The sequence below is a fragment of the Nonomuraea sp. NPDC050783 genome, assembly GCF_040802095.1.
Lineage (GTDB): Bacteria > Actinomycetota > Actinomycetes > Streptosporangiales > Streptosporangiaceae > Nonomuraea.
This window is the reverse complement of the sequence record NZ_JBFAHK010000020.1, coordinates 77,458-97,872: the sequence shown is the minus strand read 5'-3', so window position 1 is coordinate 97,872 and position 20,415 is coordinate 77,458. Positions and strand designations below refer to the sequence as shown.

The 20,415-nt window shown below is 72.1% G+C and carries 17 protein-coding genes; 3 read left to right on the top strand and 14 right to left on the bottom strand.

Translation table 11 applies throughout. From position 1 onward, the window contains the following. Positions 1 to 60 precede the first annotated feature (60 nt). The 3 genes from aspS to AB0H75_RS38530 are packed head-to-tail and all read right to left on the bottom strand — an operon-like array spanning position 61 to position 3,727. Positions 61 to 1,794: an aspartate--tRNA ligase gene (aspS, locus tag AB0H75_RS38540; protein WP_367804681.1), complete on the bottom strand. Its 1,734-nt coding sequence runs from the start codon at positions 1,792 to 1,794 to the stop codon at positions 61 to 63. Continuing rightward, positions 1,791 to 3,047, bottom strand: a complete 1,257-nt coding sequence (gene hisS, locus AB0H75_RS38535; protein ID WP_367804679.1) for a histidine--tRNA ligase — start codon at positions 3,045 to 3,047, stop codon at positions 1,791 to 1,793. The genes aspS and hisS overlap by 4 nt, the downstream gene beginning before the upstream one ends. Beyond that, entirely contained in the window at positions 3,047 to 3,727 is a 681-nt protein-coding gene (locus tag AB0H75_RS38530) for an MBL fold metallo-hydrolase (protein ID WP_367804677.1), read from the bottom strand. The genes hisS and AB0H75_RS38530 overlap by 1 nt, the downstream gene beginning before the upstream one ends. Before the next feature lie 138 nt (positions 3,728 to 3,865). Between AB0H75_RS38530 and AB0H75_RS38525 the strand changes: the two genes are divergently transcribed. The 3 genes from AB0H75_RS38525 (at position 3,866) to AB0H75_RS38515 (ending at position 7,213) form a co-directional block, all read left to right on the top strand. Then, entirely contained in the window at positions 3,866 to 4,735 is an 870-nt protein-coding gene (locus AB0H75_RS38525; protein ID WP_367804675.1) for a peptidylprolyl isomerase, read from the top strand. Between the two features lie 62 nt (positions 4,736 to 4,797). Continuing rightward, positions 4,798 to 6,027: a DUF349 domain-containing protein gene (locus AB0H75_RS38520; protein ID WP_367804673.1), complete on the top strand. Its 1,230-nt coding sequence runs from the start codon at positions 4,798 to 4,800 to the stop codon at positions 6,025 to 6,027. A 94-nt stretch (positions 6,028 to 6,121) separates the two neighbouring features. Next, complete coding sequence (locus tag AB0H75_RS38515) at positions 6,122 to 7,213, top strand: cupin domain-containing protein (RefSeq protein WP_367804671.1); 1,092 nt, start codon at positions 6,122 to 6,124, stop codon at positions 7,211 to 7,213. 24 nt (positions 7,214 to 7,237) lie between these two features. On the opposite strand, the gene AB0H75_RS38510 is transcribed toward AB0H75_RS38515, so the two are convergent. From AB0H75_RS38510 to AB0H75_RS38460, 11 genes are all read right to left on the bottom strand, one after another. Then, positions 7,238 to 9,430, bottom strand: a complete 2,193-nt coding sequence (locus tag AB0H75_RS38510) for a bifunctional (p)ppGpp synthetase/guanosine-3',5'-bis(diphosphate) 3'-pyrophosphohydrolase (protein WP_367804794.1) — start codon at positions 9,428 to 9,430, stop codon at positions 7,238 to 7,240. A 203-nt stretch (positions 9,431 to 9,633) separates the two neighbouring features. After that, positions 9,634 to 10,152 (bottom strand): adenine phosphoribosyltransferase, encoded by a 519-nt coding sequence (locus AB0H75_RS38505; protein WP_367804669.1) that lies wholly within the window; start codon positions 10,150 to 10,152, stop codon positions 9,634 to 9,636. A 154-nt stretch (positions 10,153 to 10,306) separates the two neighbouring features. Next, on the bottom strand, positions 10,307 to 11,311 hold the full coding sequence (gene secF, locus AB0H75_RS38500; RefSeq protein WP_367804667.1) for a protein translocase subunit SecF: 1,005 nt from the start codon (positions 11,309 to 11,311) through the stop codon (positions 10,307 to 10,309). A gap of 1 nt (position 11,312) precedes the next feature. Continuing rightward, positions 11,313 to 13,145, bottom strand: coding sequence for a protein translocase subunit SecD (secD, locus tag AB0H75_RS38495; RefSeq protein ID WP_367804665.1), 1,833 nt, complete (start codon positions 13,143 to 13,145; stop codon positions 11,313 to 11,315). A gap of 40 nt (positions 13,146 to 13,185) precedes the next feature. After that, positions 13,186 to 13,566, bottom strand: a complete 381-nt coding sequence (gene yajC / locus AB0H75_RS38490) for a preprotein translocase subunit YajC (RefSeq protein ID WP_367804663.1) — start codon at positions 13,564 to 13,566, stop codon at positions 13,186 to 13,188. A 211-nt stretch (positions 13,567 to 13,777) separates the two neighbouring features. After that, positions 13,778 to 14,809 carry a Holliday junction branch migration DNA helicase RuvB gene (gene ruvB, locus AB0H75_RS38485; protein WP_367804792.1) on the bottom strand — a complete coding sequence of 344 codons (1,032 nt, stop codon included), beginning with the start codon at positions 14,807 to 14,809 and terminating at the stop codon, positions 13,778 to 13,780. 267 nt (positions 14,810 to 15,076) lie between these two features. Beyond that, positions 15,077 to 15,697, bottom strand: coding sequence for a Holliday junction branch migration protein RuvA (gene ruvA / locus AB0H75_RS38480; RefSeq protein WP_367804661.1), 621 nt, complete (start codon positions 15,695 to 15,697; stop codon positions 15,077 to 15,079). Between the two features lie 127 nt (positions 15,698 to 15,824). Continuing rightward, on the bottom strand, positions 15,825 to 16,355 hold the full coding sequence (gene ruvC, locus AB0H75_RS38475; RefSeq protein ID WP_367804659.1) for a crossover junction endodeoxyribonuclease RuvC: 531 nt from the start codon (positions 16,353 to 16,355) through the stop codon (positions 15,825 to 15,827). 141 nt (positions 16,356 to 16,496) lie between these two features. After that, positions 16,497 to 17,648 carry an enhanced intracellular survival protein Eis gene (gene eis, locus AB0H75_RS38470; protein ID WP_367804657.1) on the bottom strand — a complete coding sequence of 384 codons (1,152 nt, stop codon included), beginning with the start codon at positions 17,646 to 17,648 and terminating at the stop codon, positions 16,497 to 16,499. An 11-nt stretch (positions 17,649 to 17,659) separates the two neighbouring features. Next, positions 17,660 to 19,408 (bottom strand): hypothetical protein, encoded by a 1,749-nt coding sequence (locus AB0H75_RS38465; RefSeq protein WP_367804655.1) that lies wholly within the window; start codon positions 19,406 to 19,408, stop codon positions 17,660 to 17,662. A 248-nt stretch (positions 19,409 to 19,656) separates the two neighbouring features. After that, positions 19,657 to 20,415, bottom strand: coding sequence for a YebC/PmpR family DNA-binding transcriptional regulator (locus tag AB0H75_RS38460; RefSeq protein ID WP_367804653.1), 759 nt, complete (start codon positions 20,413 to 20,415; stop codon positions 19,657 to 19,659).

Genomic DNA, 20,415 nt, shown 5'->3' with positions numbered 1-20,415 from the left:
GGCCGCCGGCACACGACGAAGGCCGGTAGGGGCGCGCCCCTACCGGCCTTCGCGCGCGGGTCAGTCCTTGCGCGGCGGGGCGTCGACGCCCGCCTCCTTGCGCTGCTCGGCCGTGATGGGCGTGGGCGCGCCGGTCAGCGGGTCGAAGCCGGAGGCCGTCTTCGGGAAGGCGATGACGTCGCGGATGGAGTCGCCGCCGGACAGCAGCATGCAGATGCGGTCCCAGCCGTAGGCGATGCCGCCGTGCGGCGGCGGGCCGTACTTGAACGCCTCCAGCAGGAAGCCGAACTTGCTCTCGGCCTCCTCCTTGGAGATGCCGAGCACGTCGAAGACGCGCTGCTGCATCTCGGCCCGGTGGATACGGATCGAGCCGCCGCCGATCTCCATGCCGTTGCAGACCATGTCGTAGGCGTAGGCCAGCGCCTCGCCCGGGTGGTCCTGGAAGGTGTCGGCCCACTCCGGCTTGGGGCCGGTGAACGGGTGGTGCACGGCCGTCCAGCCGCCCTCGCCGTCCTCCTCGAACATCGGGGCGTCCACGACCCACAGGAACGACCACTGCGACTCGTCGATGAGCCCGCAGCGGCGGCCGATCTCCAGGCGGGCCGCGCCGAGCAGGTCGCGGGCGGCGGCACGCGCGCCGGCGGCGAAGAAGATCGCGTCGCCGGGGGCGGCGCCGACCTCGGCGGCCAGGCCGGACAGCTCCTGCTCCGAGAGGTTCTTGGCGACCGGGCCGCCGAGCGTGCCGTCCTCCTGCACCAGCACGTAGGCCAGGCCCTTGGCGCCGCGCGAGCGGGCCCACTCCTGCCAGCCGTCGAGCTCCTTGCGGGTCTGCGAGGCGCCGCCCGGCATGACCACCGCGCCGACGTAGTCGGCCTGGAAGACCCGGAACGAGGTGCCCGCGAAGTAGGAGGTCATCTCGACCAGCTCCTGGCCGAAGCGCAGGTCGGGCTTGTCGGAGCCGTAGCGGGCCATGGCCTCGGCGTACGTCATGCGCGGCAGCGGCATGGGGATCTCGTAGCCGAGGATCTCCTTCCACAGCCGGCCGACCAGCTTCTCGCCGACGGCGATGACGTCCTCCTGGTCGACGAAGGACATCTCGATGTCGATCTGGGTGAACTCTGGCTGCCGGTCGGCCCGCAGGTCCTCGTCGCGGTAGCACTTGGCGAGCTGGTAGTAGCGCTCCAGCCCGGCCACCTGGAGGAGCTGCTTGAACAGCTGCGGCGACTGCGGCAGGGCGTACCAGTTGCCCGGCTGCAGGCGCACCGGCACCAGGAAGTCGCGGGCGCCCTCGGGGGTGGAGCGGGTGAGCGTGGGGGTCTCGACGTAGACGAAGCCCAGCTCGTGCATCACCTCGTTGGCGAGGTAGGTGGCCTTGGAGCGGGTGCGCATGGCGTGGGCCACCTGCTGGCGGCGGATGTCGAGGTAGCGGTACTTCAGCCGGGCCTCCTCCGAGACCCCGGCGTTGCTCTCGATCGGGAAGGGCAGCGGCGCCGACTCGCTGAGCACCTCCACGGTGTCGGCCACGACCTCGATCCTGCCGGTGGGCAGGTCGGGGTTCTCGTTGCCCTCCGGGCGCACCCGGACCTCGCCGACCACCTTCACGCAGTACTCGGCGCGCAGGTCGTGGGCGTGGTCCTCCTCGCGGAAGACCACCTGCGCCGAGCCGGAGGCGTCCCGCAGGTCGATGAAGACCACGCCGCCATGGTCGCGGCGGCGGGCCACCCAGCCCGCGAGCGTCACCTGCTGCCCGGCGTGCTCCTCGCGGAGCGACCCGGCCGTATGCGTGCGGATCACTGCACTTTCCCCTTCAAGACGTCCACGACCTGGGCCAGCGGCACCTCGGTCTGGTCTGCTGTGGTCAGGTCCTTCACCTGCACGGCCCGGGCCGCGAGGTCGCGCTCGCCCAGAATCAGCGCGAAGCGGGCGCCGGAACGGTCGGCCCCCTTCATCGCCCCCTTGAGCCCCTTGCCGCCGAAGGCCATGTCGGCGGCGACGCCGGCCGCGCGCAGCTCGCTCACGAGAGAGAACATGGCGCGCGCGGCCTCGTCGCCCAGCGCCACACCGTACACCTCGCAGCGGGCGGGGGTGGCGGGCTCGATGCCCTCGCGCTCCAGCGCGATCACGGTGCGGTCGAGGCCGAGGCCGAAGCCGATGCCGGGCAGCGCCGGGCCGCCGATGGCCTCCGACAGACCGTCGTAGCGGCCGCCGCCGCCGATGCCGGACTGCGCGCCGAGCAGCGGGTGGTCGAACTCGAACGTGGTGCGCGTGTAGTAGTCGAGCCCGCGCACCAGCCGCGGGGAGTCCTCCCACGGGATGCCGAGGTCGGCCAGGAGCTGCTTGACGCGGTCGTGGTAGGTCTTGCAGCCGGCGCACAGGTGGTCGCCGATGAGCGGCGCGTCCTCCAGCTGCTCGCGCACCTCGGGCCGCTTGTCGTCGAGCACGCGCAGCGGGTTGATCTCGATGCGGGCGCGGGTGGCCTCGTCGAGGTCGAGCCCGCGCAGGAACTCCTGCAGCCGGGCGCGGTAGACCGGGCGGCACTCGCGGCAGCCCAGCGAGTTGAGCAGCAGGCGCACGCGGGTGAGGCCCAGCGTGGTGTACCACTGCCAGGCCAGCGCGATGGTCTCGGCGTCGACGGCGGGGTCCTCGCTGCCGATCGCCTCCAGGTCGAGCTGGTAGAACTGGCGGTAGCGGCCCTCCTGGGGGGCCTCGGCGCGGAAGACCGGCCCGTCGGTCCACACCTTCACCGGCAGCTGGCCGCGGTGCAGGCCGTACTCCAGGACCGCGCGCAGCACGCCGGCGGTGAACTCCGGGCGCAGCGTCAGCGACCGGCCCCCGCGGTCGGTGAAGGTGTACATCTCCTTGCTGACGACGTCGGTGGACTCGCCGACGCCCCGGGCGAACAGCTGGGTGTCCTCGAAGACCGCGGTCTCCAGGTAGGAGTAGCCCGCGCGCCTGGCCGTCTCCGCGAACGCGGCGCGGATCGCGGAGAACGTCGACGCCTGAGGTGGAACGTATTCCTTGACGCCCTTTGGTGCTTGGAAGCTCATTAGATCCCTCGTGTGGGACCGGCGTGCGGCGCTGCTTCCTTCAGGTACGGGTTGGTCGCGCGCTCGCGGCCGATCGTGGTCTGTGGTCCGTGGCCCGGCAACACGACCGTATCGTCAGGCAGCGGCAGGCACTTGGTGGCCAGGCTGCGCAGGATGGTCGGATAGTCGCCGCCGGGAAGATCGCTGCGGCCGATGGAGCCGGCGAACAGCAGGTCGCCCGAGAACATCACCTGGTCATCGGGCAGCCGGAAGCTCACCGACCCCCTGGTATGGCCGGGCGTGTGGTCCACGACGAGCTCCAGGCCCGCCAGCTCCAGCACCGCGCCGTCGGTCAGCTCGCGCACGTCGTCGGGCTCGCTCAGGGTGACGCCGCCGAACAGCGCGGCGCTGTCGGGCGACCAGCCGGCGGCCGGGTCGCTCAGCAGGTGGCGGTCGTCGGGGTGGATCCAGGCGGGCACCTCGCGCGCGCCGCAGACCGGGGCCACCGACCAGACGTGGTCGAGGTGACCGTGGGTGAGCACGACCGCGACCGGCTTGAGCCGGTGCTCGCGCAGCAGGTCGTCGACGCCTTCTGCGGCGTCCTGGCCGGGATCGACGATCACGCACTCCTCGCCGGCCGCGGGCGCGACGACGTAACAATTGGTCTGGAAGGCCCCTGCGGGGAAGCCGGCGATGAGCATCTGCCTCAGGTGATCTCGTCGAAAAGCCAATGGGAATGTAACCGAAGGGTACCGGTGCGGGTCGCCGGGCTGCGAATCATTACCCGTTGGCCGATACGATTCGCCCACCTTGGTTGATTGACTACGGGAGGCAAAGCGGTGGCCACGGGGAAGGACCGGCAGAAGCAGCTGGCGCGCGAGCACTACGAGCGGCAGATGCAGCGCCGCATCGAACGTGAGCAGAAGGCCAAGCGCACGGCGATCATCGGCTCCACCGTGGGCGTGGTGATCGTGGTCGGCGGAGTCGTGGCCGCGGTCGCGCTCCTCGGCGGCCAGGACACGAACACGGAGGCCGCCGCCTCGCCCACGGCGTCGGCGGGCGAGACGGCCTCGGCCTCGGCGAACACGGGCCCCAAGCCGTACGACGCGGCGACGGGCACCTGCGACTACGCCAAGGACACCGGCGGCGGCAAGGTCAAGGACGTCGGCACGCCGCCGACGAAGGTCAAGACCACGCCCGCCAAGAAGACGATGACGATGAAGACCAACCAGGGCGACATCGTGGTCGAGCTCGACAACGCCAAGGCTCCGTGCACGACCAACTCGCTGGAGTTCCTGGCGAAGAAGAACTACTACGACGGCAGCAAGTGCCACCGGCTGGGCAGCCAGAAGTTCCCCATGCTCCAGTGCGGCGACCCGACCGCCAAGGCCGACGGCAAGAGCCAGGACGGCTCCGGCGGCCCCGGCTACGTGATGGCCGAGGAGAACCTGAAGGGCGCCCAGTACAAGCGCGGCGTCATGGCCATGGCCAAGACCTCCGCCCCGGGCAGCACCGGGAGCCAGTTCTTCCTCGTCTACGGCGACATCGGGCTCACCCCGGATTACACGCCGGTGGGTACGATCACGAAGGGTCTCGACATCCTGGACAAGGTGAACAAAGCAGGCGTCATCGCCGACATGGGTGACGGAACGGGGGCGCCGAAGGAAACCGTGGAAATCAAAGACGTGACAATCGCCAGCAAGAGCTGACGTAATACAAACTAGGGACGAAGTAGTCCCGAAGGGTCTGATGGAGAGTGCGGGAGGACACGGTGAGCACCGACCCGTGGGGCCGGGTAGACGACGACGGCACCGTCTACGTGCGTACGGCTGAGGGAGAGCGGGCCGTCGGCTCCTGGCAGGCCGGTGAACCCGAAGAGGCACTGGCCTACTTCCATCGCAAGTACGACGAGCTGGCCGGCCAGGTCCAGCTGCTCGAACAGCGGGTGCGCGGCACCGACCTGGCCCCGGCTCAGGCCGAGACCAGCATCGCCAAGCTGCGCGAGGCGGTCGCCGACGCCCACGCCATCGGCGACCTGCAGGCGCTGACCGCGCGCCTGGACGGCCTGACCGAGCTGGTCGCCCAGCGCCGCGAGGAGGTCAAGGCGGCCCGCGAGCAGGCGCGCGCCGAGGCCAGGGCCATCAAGGAGCGCATCGTCGCCGAGGCCGAGCGCATCGCGGAGGAGACCACCCACTGGAAGTCCGGCGGCGAGCGGCTGCGCCAGCTCGTCGAGGAGTGGAAGGCCGCCGACCGCATCGACCGGGTCACCGAGGCGGCGCTGTGGAAGCGGCTCTCGGCCGCCCGCACCGCCTTCGCCAAGCGGCGCAAGCAGTACTTCGCGGGCCTGGACGAGCAGCGCGAGGGCGTGCGCGCCGAGAAGGAGCGCATCGTCGCCGAGGCCGAGGCGCTGGCCGGCTCCACCGACTGGGGCCCGACCGCGGCCGTCTACCGCGAGCTGATGCAGCAGTGGAAGAGCGCCGGCCGGGCCTCGCGCGAGGCCGAGGACGAGCTGTGGGCCCGCTTCAAGGCCGCCCAGGACCAGTTCTTCCAGGCCCGTTCCGCGGTCTTCGCCGAGCGCGACGCCTCGCTGGCCGCCAACGCGCAGGTCAAGGAGGAGCTGCTGGCCGAGGCGGAGAAGATCCTCCCGGTCACGGACGCGCGGACCGCCCGGGCCGCGCTGCGCCACCTGCTGGAGCGCTGGGAGGCCGCCGGCCCCGTGCCGCGCGAGCAGCGCGACCGCCTCGAAGGCGGGCTGCGCCGCGTGGACGAGGCCGTGCGCAAGGCCGAGGACGCCGAGTGGAAGCGCTCCAACCCCGAGGCCAGGGCCCGCGCGCAGAGCACGGTCGACCAGCTGCGCACCTCGATCGAGCAGCTGGAGAAGCGGCTGTCCAAGGCGCAGACGGCCGGCCGCGCCAAGGACGTCAAGGAGGCCGAGGAGGCGCTGATCGCCCGCCGCTCCTGGCTGGAGGAGGCCGAGCGCACGCTGGCCGAGTTCAGCTGACCCCTCTCTGACCCCCTCTCGTCCGCCCCGGCTTTCCGCCCGATCACGGGGAATCGGGCGGCACGCGGCCGGGTGCGCGATCTAGGCTGGCCGCATGGATCCGGTCAGCGTCGCGCGGGCGCTCGTCGAGGAGATGTTCCCAGGTGCCCTGTACGCCTTCGTCGGCGGCAGCGTGCTCACCGAGCACCGCACCGGCACCTCCGACCTCGACGTCGTCGTGGTGCTCGACGGCCTGCCCACGCCCTACCGCGAGTCGCTGCGCTGGCGTGGCTGGCCTGTGGAGCTGTTCGTGCACAGCGAGACGAGCCTGCGCGCCTACCTCGACCAGGACTTCGACCGGCGGCAGCCGAGCCTGGCGCGCATGTGCGCCGAGGGCGCGGTGCTCGCCGACCGCACCGGCGGCCGGGCCAGCGACCTGCAGGCGGCCCTGGGCGAGCGGCTGGCGGCCGGCCCCGGCGGGCTGAGCGACGGCGAGGCCCAGCGGGCCCGCTACATGCTCTCCGACCTGCTCGACGACCTGGCGGGCGCCGCCGACCCCGGGGAGCGGGCGTTCATCTCCTGGCAGGTGGTGCAGGACACCGCGCGGCTGGCGCTGGGGTTCGGCCGCCGGTGGCAGGGCAGCGGCAAGTGGCTGCTGCGCGAGCTGCGCGCGCACGACCCGGAGCTGGCCGAGCGGCTGCTGAGCGCGTGCGAGGACCCGTCGCTGCTGGCGGGCGTCGCCTCGGACGTCCTGGAGCGGGCGGGAGGGCGCCTCTGGGAGGGCTACCGGGTGGAGGGCGACCCCTTTCACCGGCCGCTGCGTCACGTGCCCGCACAGGCGCTCTCAGGGGAGACGGCGCAGAGCTCCGGCATGCGCAGGCTGGCGGCGGTCAGCGGCGCGAGCGCCGGCTCCGAGCGGCTGTGGATGGGCCAGACGCACGTCGCCCCCGCCACCCGCTCGGCCGACCACCACCACGGCGCCTCCGAGACCGCGATCTACGTGGTCAGCGGCACGCCGTCGTTCGTGTTCCTGCGCGACGGCGAGGAGACGCGGCTGGAGACCGGGCCCGGCGACTACGTGTTCGTGCCGCCGTACGTGCCCCACCGCGAGGAGAACCCCGACCCCGACCGGGAGGCCGTGGTCGTCATCGCCCGCAGCACCCAGGAGGCGATCGTGGTCAACCTGCCCGACCTGCGCCCGCGCTGAGCCCGCCCTCGGCCCGTGGGGAGGTCAGCCGCCGGCCCCGCTCACCCGGTAGACGTCGAAGACGCCCTGGATGCTGCGCACGGCCTTGAGCACGTGCCCCAGGTGCTTGGGGTCGCCCATCTCGAAGGTGAACTTGCTGATCGCCACCCGGTCTCGGGACGTGGTGACCGACGCGCTGAGGATGTTGACGTGCTGGTCGGACAGCGTGCGCGTGACGTCGGACAGCAGGCGCGGCCGGTCGAGCGCCTCGACCTGGATGGCCACCAGGAACACGCTGTCGTCGCTCGGCGACCAGCTCACCTCGACCAGCCGGTCGGGCTGCGACTTGAGCTGCTGGACGTTGGTGCAGTCGGAGCGGTGCACGGACACGCCGTGGCCGCGGGTGACGAAGCCCACGATGTCGTCGCCGGGCACCGGCGTGCAGCACTTCGACAGGCGCACCCACACGTCGGCGTCGCCCGACACGACCACGCCCGCGCCGCCCGCGCCCCGGGGACGGCCGCGCAGCCGGGTCGGCAGCGAGGTCTCGGCGATGTCCTCCTCGGCGCTGTCGACGCCGCCGATCGAGGCCACCAGCTTCTGCACCACGGACTGGGCCGCGATGTGGCCCTCGCCGACGGCCGCGTACAGCGCCGACACGTCGGGGTAGCGCAGGTCGCGGGCGAGCGCCAGCAGCGCCTCGCCGGACATCAGCCGCTGGAGCGGCAGGCCCTGCTTGCGCATGGCGCGGCCGATGGCCTCCTTGCCCGCCTCGATCGCGGTCTCGCGGCGCTCCTTGGAGAACCACTGCCGGATCTTGTTGCGGGCGCGGCCCGACTTGACGAACTTCAGCCAGTCGCGCGACGGCCCGGCGTCCGGCGACTTGGAGGTGAAGATCTCCACGGTGTCGCCGTTGCCCAGGCGCGACTCCAGCGGCACCAGCCGGCCGTTGACCCGCGCCCCGATGCAGCGGTGGCCCACCTCGGTGTGGACGGCGTAGGCGAAGTCGACCGGCGTGGCGCCCTCGGGCAGGGCGATGACCTGGCCCTTGGGGGTGAAGACGTAGACCTCGGAGACCGACAGGTCGAAGCGCAGCGACTCCAGGAACTCGCCCGGGTCGGCGGTCTCCTTCTGCCAGTCGAGGAGCTGGCGCAGCCACGCCATGTCGCTGCCCGGCTTGACCTTGCCGCCGGGGCCGCCGGAGCCGACCTCCTCTTTGTACTTCCAGTGCGCGGCCACGCCGTACTCGGCCCTGTGGTGCATCGCGTGGGTGCGGATCTGCAGCTCCACCGGCTTGCCCTCGGGACCGATCACCGTCGTGTGCAGCGACTGGTACATGTTGAACTTGGGCATCGCGATGTAGTCCTTGAACCGCCCCGGCACCGGGTTCCAGCGCGCGTGGATGGTGCCGAGCGCCGCGTAGCAGTCGCGGACGCTGTCGACGAGGACGCGGATGCCCACCAGGTCGTAGATGTCGTCGAAGGCGACGTCCCTGGCGATCATCTTCTGGTAGACCGAGTAGTAGTGCTTCGGCCGGCCCTTGACCACCGCGCGGATCTTCGCCTCGCGCAGGTCGCCGGAGACCTTCTCGATGACCTCCTGCAGGAACAGGTCGCGGCGCGGCGCCCGCTCCGACACCATGCGCGCGATCTCGTCGTAGCGCTTGGGGTAGAGCATGGCGAAGGCGAGGTCTTCCAGCTCCCACTTGATGGTGTTCATGCCCAGGCGGTGGGCCAGCGGGGCGAAGATCTCCAGGGTCTCGCGGGACTTCTGGTGGCGCTTGTGCTCGGGCAGGTAGCGCATCGTGCGCATGTTGTGGAGGCGGTCGGCCAGCTTGATGATGAGCACGCGGATGTCGCGCGACATGGCCACGACCATCTTGCGCACGGTCTCGGCCTGCGCGGCGTCGCCGAACTTCACCTTGTCGAGCTTGGTGACGCCGTCGACCAGCGAGGCGATGGTGTCGCCGAAGTCGCCGCGCAGCTCGTCGAGGCCGTAGGCGGTGTCCTCGACCGTGTCGTGCAGCAGCGCGGCGCACAACGTCTCGTCGTCGGTGCCCAGCTCGGCCAGGATGGTGGCCACGGCCAGCGGGTGCGTGATGTACGGGTCGCCCGACTTCCGCTTCTGGTCGCGGTGGTGGTAGGCGGCCACGTCGTAGGCATGCTCGATCAGGCGCAGGTCGGCCTTGGGATGGGTGGCGCGGACGGTCCGGAACAGCGGCTCCAGCACCGGGTTCATGGCCCCACCCCCAAAACGCCGCCGGCGCACCGACGGCGCGCCGGACTGCTCGGCATTGCCGGAGTCGGTTACGTCGGGCACGACCGCGTCACGGGGCACTCAGACTCCTCCCGCAATGGCTCCTCACGCAATTGGCTCCTCACGTTCGGGTCCAGATCCCCCAGTGTATCCAGGCGGCGAACCCGAGCCGTCGGCGGCCGGGCTCAGACGATCACCAGGGAACGGACGTCCACTCCGTGCAAACGCTCGCGGCCCTTGAGAAATGCCAGCTCCATCAGGACCGCGACGCCGGTCACCACGCCGCCGGCCCGCTCCACCAGATCGACGGTCGCCCTGGCGGTGCCGCCCGTGGCGAGCACGTCGTCGACGATCAGGACCCGGTCGCCCGGGGTGAACGCGTCGCGGTGCACCTCGATGGTCGCCGATCCGTACTCCAGATCGTAGGACTCCTCCAGCGTGGCGGCCGGCAGTTTCCCCTTCTTGCGCACCGGGACGAAGCCCGCGGCCGCGCGGTAGGCCACCGGGGCGGCCAGGATGAAGCCCCGGGCCTCGATGCCCACGATCTTGTCGGCCTGGTGCAGGCCGGCCAGCTCGTCCACCACGGCGGCCATCGCCACCGGGTCGGCCAGCAGCGGGGTGATGTCCTTGAACATGACACCCGGCTTGGGATAGTCGGGGACGTCCCTGATCCGGTCCAGGATCATCGTGCTCAGCTCGGTCATGACGTTTCCCCTCGCCTCTCTGCGCCGGTGGCCGTGTGCCCGGCACCATGATGGTGCATCCCGGCCCCTCCCGGGACCGCAGGGGTGCGGACACGGCGACGCCCCCGCGCCGGGACCCGGGCGGGGGCGTCGTCACGGCCTCACGGCCGGAGAGCTAGCCCTTGGCTACCGCGGCGCTTTTGGAGCCGCCCTTCGCCCCCTTGCCGGAGGCGCCCTTGGTCGAGGCCAGCCGCCTGGCGATGGCCTGGTACTTCGGCTCCCGCTCCTTCAGCGTGACCAGCAGCGGCGTGGCCACGCACAGCGAGGAGTACGTACCGACGATCATGCCCACGAACAGGGCCAGCGACAGGTCCTTGAGCGTGCCCGCGCCGAGCAGCGTGGTGCCGATGAACAGGATGGCCGCCACCGGCAGGATGGCGACCAGCGAGGTGTTCAGCGACCGGATCAGCGTGTGGTTGAGCGCGTTGTTGGCCGCCATCGAGTACGTCATCTTCGAGGTGTGGCCCAGCTTGGCCGTGACCTCCTTGATCATGTCGAACACCACGACCGCGTCGTAGAGCGAGTAACCGAGGATGGTCAGGAAGCCCAGCAGCGTCGCCGGCGTGACCTCGAAGCCCGACCAGGCGTAGATGCCGGCCGTGATGACCAGGTCGTGGACGAGCGCGACGATCGCGGCCAGCGCCATCTTCGGCTCGAACGCCATCGACAGGTAGAGGATGATCGCCAGCATGAACACGCCGAGGCCGATCCAGGCCTTCTGCGACACCTCGCCGCCCCAGGTCGCGCCGATGGCCTGCACGCTGACCTGGCCGGTGGAGGTGTTGTAGTCCTTGGCGATGTCGGACTGCACCCGCACCCGGAGGTTCTCCTCCAGGGCCTCGGTGGTGACCCGCCAGCCGTTGCCGGCCGACTGGACGATCACCTGGTGCACGCCCTCCTCCTTGATCGACTCACGGATCTGCTCGACCGTGACGTTCTGGGAGGTCTTGAACGAGAAGACCGTGCCGCCCCTGAACTCCACGCCCAGGTTGAGCCCGTTGATGACCAGGCCGACGATCGAGATGAGCAGCAGCAGGCCCGACAGGCTGTACCAGAGCCTCCATTTGCCGACGAAGTCGACGTCGATCTCGCCCCTGTAGAGGCGACGCGCGAGTCCCATGTCAGGCCTCCTGCGGGGTGGTCGGGCGGGCGGGGCTGTGGGTGTCGGCCATGCGCTCGGCGTCGAGCCCCGACAGCGGGTGCCCCTTGGCGAAGAACTTCAGCCTCGCCAGCAGGGCGATGAACGGCTTGGTGAACAGGAACACCACCACGATGTCGATCAGCGTGGTCAGGCCCATCGCGAACGCGAACCCGGCCACACCGCCCACCGCCAGGAAGTACAGCACGATCGCGGCGATGAACATGACGGCGTCGGCGATGAGGATCGTGCGCCGGGCCCGGACCCAGGCGACCTCGACGGCCGCCCGCAGCGTGCGGTGCCCCTCCTTCATCTCGTCACGTATGCGTTCGAAGTAGACGATGAAGGAGTCGGCGGTGATGCCGATCGAGACCACCAGCCCGATGATGTGCGGCAGCGACAGGCGGAAGCCCGCGTTGTGGCCGAGCACCACCACCGACGTGTACGTGATGACCGTCGCCACGACGAGGCTCAGCACCGCCACGATGCCGAGACCGCGGTAGTAGAGCAGGCAGTAGAACACCACGAGCGCGAGGCCGATGGCGCCCGCGATCAGGCCGCCCATGAGCTGGTCCTGGCCCAGCGTGGAGGAGACCGTGTCGACGGAGCTGCGGTTGAACTTCAGCGGCAGCGCGCCGTACTTGAGCTGGTCGGCCAGGGTGGTGGCGCTGGCCTGGTCGAAGCCGCCGGTGATCTCGGCCCGGCCGCCGGGGATCGGGCTGATGATGTTGGGGGCGGTGATGACCACGCCGTCGAGAACGACCGCGACCTTGTTGCGCGGCTCCTGCGAGTTGTACGCCTTCTGGGTGAGGTCGGCCCAGGCGCCCGCGCCCTTGCTCTTGAAGTCGAGCTGGACGACCCACTCGGTGGTGCCCTGGCGGATGCCGGCGCTGGCGGTGTCGATGTCGGTGCCGACGACCTTGGCGACGTCGAGGACGTACTTGTAGCTGCCGTCGGCCTCGCAGCCGGCGTACTGCTTGTTGGGGTCGTCCTGGACGCCCTGGCCGCGGTTGGCCGGGTCGGCGCAGTTGAGCTTGTTGAACTGGGCCAGCACCGCGGGGTCGATGCCCTGCGTGTTGACGGCGGAGTTGGGGTCTTGGGCGGGCGGGGTGCTGGCCTGCGCGGACGGCGACCCCGACGGCGAGGTGGCCGGCGTGGCCTTGGCGTTCTGGCCCTTCTTGCCGGTGCTCTGGCCGTCCTGGCCCTGGGCGCGCTGCGTCGCCGACGGCTCGGCGGGCGCGGACGCGGCCGGCGTCGGCGCGGTCAGCGCCGACGACAGGGCCTTGCCGGTGGGCGAGGCGGAGGGCGCCGGCGTGCCCGCCGATCGGGACGAGCCGGGCTTGGCCGACTGCTGCGTGGAGGGGCTGCCCGTGGCGGAGGCCGCCGGCGAGGCGCCTGGTGAGGGGGCGTTGGTCGCCAGGTCCTGCGGCACCTGCGTGGCCTCCATCGCGAGCACCTGGCGGAAGCGCAGCTCCGCGGTGGTGGCGACCAGCTTGATGGCCTCGTTCTGCCCGGCGCCCGGAATGGAGATGATGATGTTGTCGCCGGACTTGGCGACCTCCGCGTCGGAGATGCCGGTGCCGTTGACCCGGTCACGGATGATGTTGACCGCGCGGTCGAGGATCTCCTCCGGTGGACTCGCGTTGTTGAGAGTCACGGGGGACAGAGTCACCGTCGTGCCGCCGGCGAGGTCGAGCCCCAGCTTGGGCGTGAACGCCTTCTGCAGGAGCATCGTCGCGCCCATGGCGAGGATGAGCGCCAGCAGCACCAGGAGCGTGCGCCCCGGTCGGCTGTGGCGGCTGGTCGGTCGGGCCACTGGTCGTCAGTTCTTTCGGATAGAGGTTTGTCGCAGAAGCTTAGTCAAGTCGCTTGGTGCTGGAGTCCTGTTCTCCGTCGCGGTCGGCGGCGATGCCGGACTCGTTCTTCTCCTCGACGGCCTCGTCGACCAACGGCTCGTCGGCCACCGGCTCACCCGGAGCGACGACACGGCCGATCGCGGCCTTGACCCAGCGGGTCTCGATGCCCGGCGCAACCTCGAGGATCACGTCCTCATTGTCCACCGTCACCACGGTCCCGAACAGCCCGGTCGTCGTCATGACGCGAGTGCCGGGCGTCAGGTTGTTCTGCATCTTGATCGCCTCTTGCTGGCGCTTGCGCTGCGGGCGGATCAGCAGGAAGTAGAACACCACCACCAGAAGGATCAGCGGCAGGATGCTTCCGAGGTTTCCCATGTCCATAAGGGGCGACCTTCCATTGTCGTACAAGGAGTTGACACCGGCCTCGCGCCGGAAATTCCGTGCGTTGCGTCGGGCCGCGCCGCTCAGCCCGTCAGCCTACACAGGCAGCCAAGCCACGGAGTGTAGGCGCTTGTTGAGAAACGCGGCAACGAGGCAGCGTTTCGGCGCGCGGGGAAGTTCCCGATATGTGACGGTTGCAACCTTTCCGTGATCAGTCCGCAACGACCGCACCGAACGCGTCCGGTGGCGGGGTCATGCCCAGGTGGATCCAGGCCGCCGCCGTCGCGACCCGCCCGCGCGGGGTCCTGGCCAGCAGCCCTTGCCTGACGAGGAACGGCTCGGCCATCACCTCGACGGTCTCCGGCTCCTCCCCCACGGCCACCGCCAGCGTGGACAGGCCGACCGGGCCGCCGCCGAACTTCTTCAGCAGCACGCCGAGCACCGCCCGGTCGAGCCGGTCGAGCCCTTCGGCGTCGACCTCGTACAGGTTGAGCGCGGCGGCGGCGATGTCGCGGTCGATCACGCCGCCGGCGCGGATGTCGGCGAAGTCGCGTACCCGCCTGAGCAGGCGGTTGGCGATGCGGGGCGTGCCCCGGGAGCGGCGGGCGATCTCGCGGGCGCCGTCGGCGGGCAGGTCGAGGCCGAGCAGCCGGGCCGAGCGGTAGAGCACCTGCTCCAGCTCGGCGGGCTCGTAGAAGTCCATGTGGGCGGTGAAGCCGAAGCGGTCGCGCAGCGGCGCGGGCAGCAGGCCGGCCCTGGTGGTGGCGCCGACCAGCGTGAACGGGGCGATGTCCAGCGGGATGGCGGTCGCGCCCGGGCCCTTGCCGACGACGATGTCGACCCGGAAGTCCTCCATCGCGAGGTAGAGCATCTCCTCGGCGGGCCTGGCCATCCGGTGGATCTCGTCGATGAACAGCACCTCGCCCTCGGACAGGGTGGACAGGATGGCCGCGAGGTCGCCGGCCCGCTCCAGGGCGGGGCCGGAGGTGATGCGCAGGGGGGCGTTGAGCTCGGCCGCGATGATCATGGCCAGGGTGGTCTTGCCGAGGCCAGGGGAGCCGCTCATCAGCACGTGGTCGGGCGGGCGGCGGCGGCGCAGGGCGCTCTCCAGCACCAGCGAGAGCTGCTCGCGCACCCGGCCCTGCCCGATGAACTCGTCGAGCCGCTTGGGACGCAGGGCCGCCTCGATCTGCAGCTCGTCACCGGTGGCGTCGGGCGACACCAGCTCACGCTCGATTCCCACGCCGATCACACCCTCTCCTCGACCCCGGCCCCATCGGCCCCGGCCCCCTCGATCCCGCCGCCTTTGGCCCCGGCCCCATCGGCCCCGGCGCCTTTGGCTCCGGCCTCGTCGGCTCCGGCGCCGTCGGCAGCCGTCCTGCCAGTATCGGCCCTGTCCGGACCGGCCCCGACCGCGCCGACCCCGCCGACCCCACCGCCGCCGATCCCGCCGGAGGCGGGGTGTGGGCGCGGGGGCGGGAGGCGGGGCCCGGGGGCGGCGGTACGGGGGTCATCGGATGCTCAGGGATCGCAGGGCGGCCTTCAGCAGGGCGGCGACCTGGGGCTGGCGGCCGGCGGCGAGGTCGGCGTCGGCGAGGGGCTCGACGGTGGCGATCGCCTCGTCGGCGTCCTTGCCGGAGTAGCCGAGCCCCACCAGGCCCGAATGGACCTGCTCGCGCCACAGCGCCGCCCGCCGCTCGCCGTTGAGCGCGGCGTCGACAGCCTCCTCCGGCGTGCCGAGGCGGTCTTTCAGCTCCAGCACGATGCGCTGGGCGCCCTTCTGGCCGATGCCCGGCACCTGGGTGAGCGCCTTGAGGTCAGCGCCGGCCACGGCGAGGCGCAGCGCGTTGGGCGGGTGGACGGCGAGCATGGCGAGGGCCAGCTTGGGGCCGACGCCGCTGGCCGTCTGCAGCAGCTCGAACACCGTGCGCTCGTCGTCGGTGGCGAAGCCGTAGAGGGTGAGTGACTCCTCGCGCACGACCAGCGAGGTGGCCAGCCTGGCCTGCTCGCCGACGCGCAGCCGGGCGAGGGTCGCCGGCGTGCAGTGCGTGAGGACGCCGACGCCGCCGACCTCGATGACGGCGGCGTCCGGCGCGATGGCCGTCACCTTCCCTGCCACCGACGCGATCACAGCCGGCCCCCTGTCGTTGGTGAAACGTTCATCGTCGTCGTCAGGCCCGCCGCCGCGGCCCCGCCACCCCTCGCCAGGGCCCGCCCCGGAGTGACGGGCGGCCGGCGCGCGGCGGCCGGGAGGGAGGTCACGGGCGCGAGCCCTTCGGGGTGGCGCGGGCCAGCGCTGCGGCCAGGCGGCTCTGCGCGCCGCCGCGCCAGACGTGGCAGATGGCCAGCGCCAGGGCGTCGGCGGCGTCGGCGGGCTTGGGCATCTCCGGCAGCCGCAGCAGCCGGGTGACCATGGCGCCGATCTGCTTCTTGTCGGCGGTGCCGCTGCCGGTGATGGCGGCCTTGACCTCCGAGGGCGTGTGCAGCGCCACGGGCAGCCCGCGCCGGGCCGCGCACAGCACGGCGATCCCGGCCGCCTGGGCGGTGCCCATCACGGTGCGGACGTTGTGCTGGCTGAAGACCCGCTCCACCGCGACCGCGTCGGGCCGGACGTCGTCGAGCCACCGCTCGATGCCGGCCTCGATGCCGACGAGGCGGGCACCGAGCTCCTCGTCGGAGCCCGTGCGGACCACCCCGACGGCCACCATCGTCAGCGGCGCCCCCGGCCGCCCCTCGACGGCTCCCAGGCCGCACCGGGTCAGCCCCGGATCGACGCCCAACACCCGCACCCGATCGCCCTCCCCGCACGGCCGAACATCTGTTCGGCACGAGACTTTACCGCGACCGCGCCGGCCGCGCACCGTGCGGCGCCCGGCGGGTCGCCCGCCCGCCGGGCCGGAGAACCCGCCGGCCCGTACGGGGAAAGCCTGTCAGAAGTAGTCGAGCATGTACGCCTTGGCGGCGAAGGCGGCGTCGAGGGCCTCGTCGTGGCGCTCGTCGCCGGACATCAGCCCCGTGGCGCGCAGCGTGGCGGTCGGGACGCCGCTGTAGAGGGCGGACAGGCCGTTCGCCGAGAGCACGGCAGCGGGTGCTCCAGCGGAGCCGGCGGGAATGGCCGTGCCGGAGCCGCCCGCGACCTCCAGCCGCCAGGTGCCGCCGCCGCGCACCGGGTCCTCGACGGTGACGACGGCCTCGCAGGTCACGGCCGCCGGGTAGCCCCTGCGCTCGACGGCGGCGGCCACGTCCAGCACCCGGAACATCCACCGCTGCTCGGTGACGTGGTCCTGGGAGCGCTCGGGCAGCAGCCACAGCACGGGGTCGTCGGGCGCGACGGGGGCGATGACGTTCTTGGCGATCGAGGACGAGCTGCCCACGATCGACCACAGCGCCCTGGCCGTCTCGGCGGAGCCGGCGACGAGGTTGTCGATCTGGACGTCGCCGTCGTGCCAGCGGTAGATGAGGTAGCCGTCGTCGGCGATGTAGCGGAAGTCGTCATCGTCGTCGAGCCACAGGCCCCAGGTGCGCTCGTCGTAGGAGATCGGCCCGCTGGAGCGGGCGGCCGCGTGCACCCGGTGCAGGACCGCGATCAGCTCGGCGGCGTCGGCGGGCCCCATCCTGCGCACCTTGACCTGCCCGGACGGCCGGAGCCTGCGCAGCGACTCGGCGGGCAGCGTCACCTTGCGCTGGGCGCCGGCGTGCTCGTAGCCGAGGGCGCGGTAGATGGGCGTGGTGGCGGGGAACAGCGCGGACACCGCGTCGCCGAGCGCCACCGCCCTGTCGATGACCGCGCGCATGATCCGGGTGCCGACGCCCCGGCCCCGGTCCTCGGGGCCGACCGTGACGCCCGCGACGCCGGCCATGGGCTGCGGGCGGCCGTGCCACCACTGCGTGAACTGGCGCAGGCGGGCGGCGGCGGCGAGCCGGGAGCCGTCGAACGCGCCCAGGTAGCGCCCCTCGCCCAGCACCGGGATCACGGCCCGCCGCCAGGTCTCGGCGTCGGAGGCGGCCAGCGGGCCGAACGCGCGCTTGCGGAGGTCGAGGACGTCGTCGAGGTCGTCGGGGGTGAGATCGCGAATTTCCACAGCCGTCCAACCTACGCAGCGCCGACCCGCTCGCGCGAGTCGTTTCCCGCCCCGGCGGACGCGTCGTTCGTCACGATCGCGAGCCGGTCGAGGTACAGGAGCTGGGCGGCCACGGCGGCGGCCAGCGCGACGGCGACGATCGCCAGGGGCGTGGTCAGGCCGGCGTCCGGGGCGGCGGAGAACTCGCCGAGCCGGGCGAACTGCGTGGCCGGGGCGGTCAGCAGGCCGGGCTGCTGGGCGACCAGCATCGGCCAGAGCAGGTCCTGGGCGTTCACCAGGGTGACGGCGCCGGCCAGGATGCCCGCCATCGGGAGCGACGGGAGGACGACGCCGCCGAAGAAGTCACGGCCGCCGTCGCGCTCGGCCAGGCCCTTGCACAGGAAGGTGAGGACGAACAGGGCGGGAACGCTCACCAGCAGCGGCGGGACGAGGGCGAGGAAGGTGTCGATCAGGCCGAGGTTGCGCATGTTCTGCCAGTTCGCGACGCCGAGGACGCCGGTGCCGGCGAACAACCAGGGCGCGAAGACCAGCAGCAGCCACTCGCTGGACCGGCCGAGCGGGCGCAGGCCGCCGATGCCCAGCGCGGCCAGGTACGCGACGCCGACCGAGACGAGGGCTCCGGCGGCGGCCGGCACCCAGGTGTTGAGCTGGGTGCGCAGCCCGTCCTGGGCGGCGGAGGGGGCGGTCCCGGGCGCGCCGGACAGGACGGCCGAGATCCACGGCCAGGCCAGCAGCACGCCCGCGGCCACGAGGAGCACCAGCGCCACCGCCCCGGCGACCACCGCGCCGGTCGCCGGGCGGCGGGCGCGGCCCGGGACCGTTCCTGCGGCCCCGGACGGCCCGGCGGGGGCAGTGGGGGCGGCGGGGGCAGCGGCAGCGGGAGTGGCGGGCGGGGCCGGGCGGGTCAGGGTGATGCGCAGGCGGGTGGTGACGGCGACGATCGTGGCGGCGACGCCCAGGACGCCCAGCAGCACGCCCGTGACGGTCGCCGCGGACGCCCCGGGGCCGAACCTGGCGAGCCTGAAGGCGTAGTCGTACTCGAGGAAGGCCAGGGTCGCCGTGGAGTGCGCGGGACCGCCCCGGGTGAGCGTCGTGGCGATGGCGAAGGTCTGCAGCCCCACGGCGACGGTGGCGATCGCGACGAGGACGCCGACGACGACCATGGCGGGAGCGGGCTCGTCGCCGCGCAGGGCGGGCAGGTAGGCGGTGACGGCCACGGCGCACACCACGCCGAACGTCGCCGCGGCCACGACGATCCGCACGGCGCCGGGCGCGGCGGCCGGATCGCCGAGGTCGGCGGCCGTCAGGCCGAGAGGCCCGGAGGAGGAGGCGGCGGAGGAGGAGGCGGCGGAGGCGCCCGCGTGGAGGGCGCGCAGCCAGGCGGTGGCCACCCCGACCGGCGAGAACGTGACGATCGCCAGGGCCAGCACCACCCGCCCGGCCCGGCGCGGCCAGGCGCCGCCGCGGTCGAGCGCCAGGGCCAGCAGCGGCGCCACCACCACGGACACCACCAGCGGCGCGACGATCAGCGACGCGGTGAACCCCAGGGCCTGCCAGAACCGGGGCTCGCCGAGCAGGCCGGTGTAGTTGGCCGTGCCCGCGAACACGCTCTCCGTGATGACGCCGCCGCTCTGGAAGCTGAGCCAGATCGTCTGGGCGCTGGGCAGCACCAGGGTGATCAGGGTGCCGAGGAGAGCCGGCAGGGCGAGGAGCCAGCCGATCGCGCGGTAGGAGGGCTGTGGCGGGTTGGGGGAAGTCACGTCGCCCGACCCTACGCGGGCCCGCCCGCTCCCGCATCCCGGCCACCGCCCCACGGCCGCTTCCGCCCGACCGCCGCCCGCACGGCCGCCGTCTCCGCGCGGACACCTCGGCACGGGCCACGCCGGGCCGAGGGCCCGGCGCATACCACCGGCCCTCGGCGGCGGACCGCCGCGATGACCCGAGCGGCGAGCCGCTGTGGTCACTCGACGGCGGGCCGCCGCGGTCATTCAGCGGCGAGCCGCTGTGGTCACTCGGCGCCGAGGCGCTCCAGCACCGCGTCGCTGACGTCGAAGTTGGCGTAGACGTTCTGCACGTCGTCGCTGTCCTCCAGCGCCTCGATCAGCCGGAACACCTTCTTGGCGCCCTCCTCGTCGAGCGGCACGCTCATGGACGGCAGCCAGCTCGACTCGGCCGAGTCGTAGTCGATGCCCGCCTCCTGCAGCGCCCTGCGCACCGGCACCAGGTCACCGGCCTCCGAGACGACCTCGAAGGAGTCGCCCATGTCGTTGACCTCTTCGGCGCCCGCCTCCAGGACGGCCATGAGGACGGTGTCCTCGTCGAGGCCGTTCTGCTTGGGGACGATCACCACGCCCTTGCGGTTGAACATGTACGACACCGAGCCGGGGTCGGCCAGGGAGCCGCCGTTGCGGGTGAGGGCGACGCGCACCTCGGAGGCCGCGCGGTTGCGGTTGTCGGTGAGGCACTCGATGAGCACCGCGACACCGCCGGGGGCGTAGCCCTCGTACATGATGGTCTGCCAGTCGGCGCCGCCGGCCTCCAGACCACCGCCGCGCTTGCGGGCCCGCTCGATGTTGTCGTTGGGCACCGAGTTCTTCTTCGCCTTGAAGATGGCGTCGAAGAGGGTGGGGTTGGCGTCCGGGTCAGGGCCGCCGGTGCGAGCCGCCACTTCGATGTTCTTGATGAGCTTGGCGAACAGCTTGCCGCGCTTGGCGTCGAGCGCGGCCTTCTTGTGCTTCGTCGTCGCCCATTTGGAGTGGCCGGACAT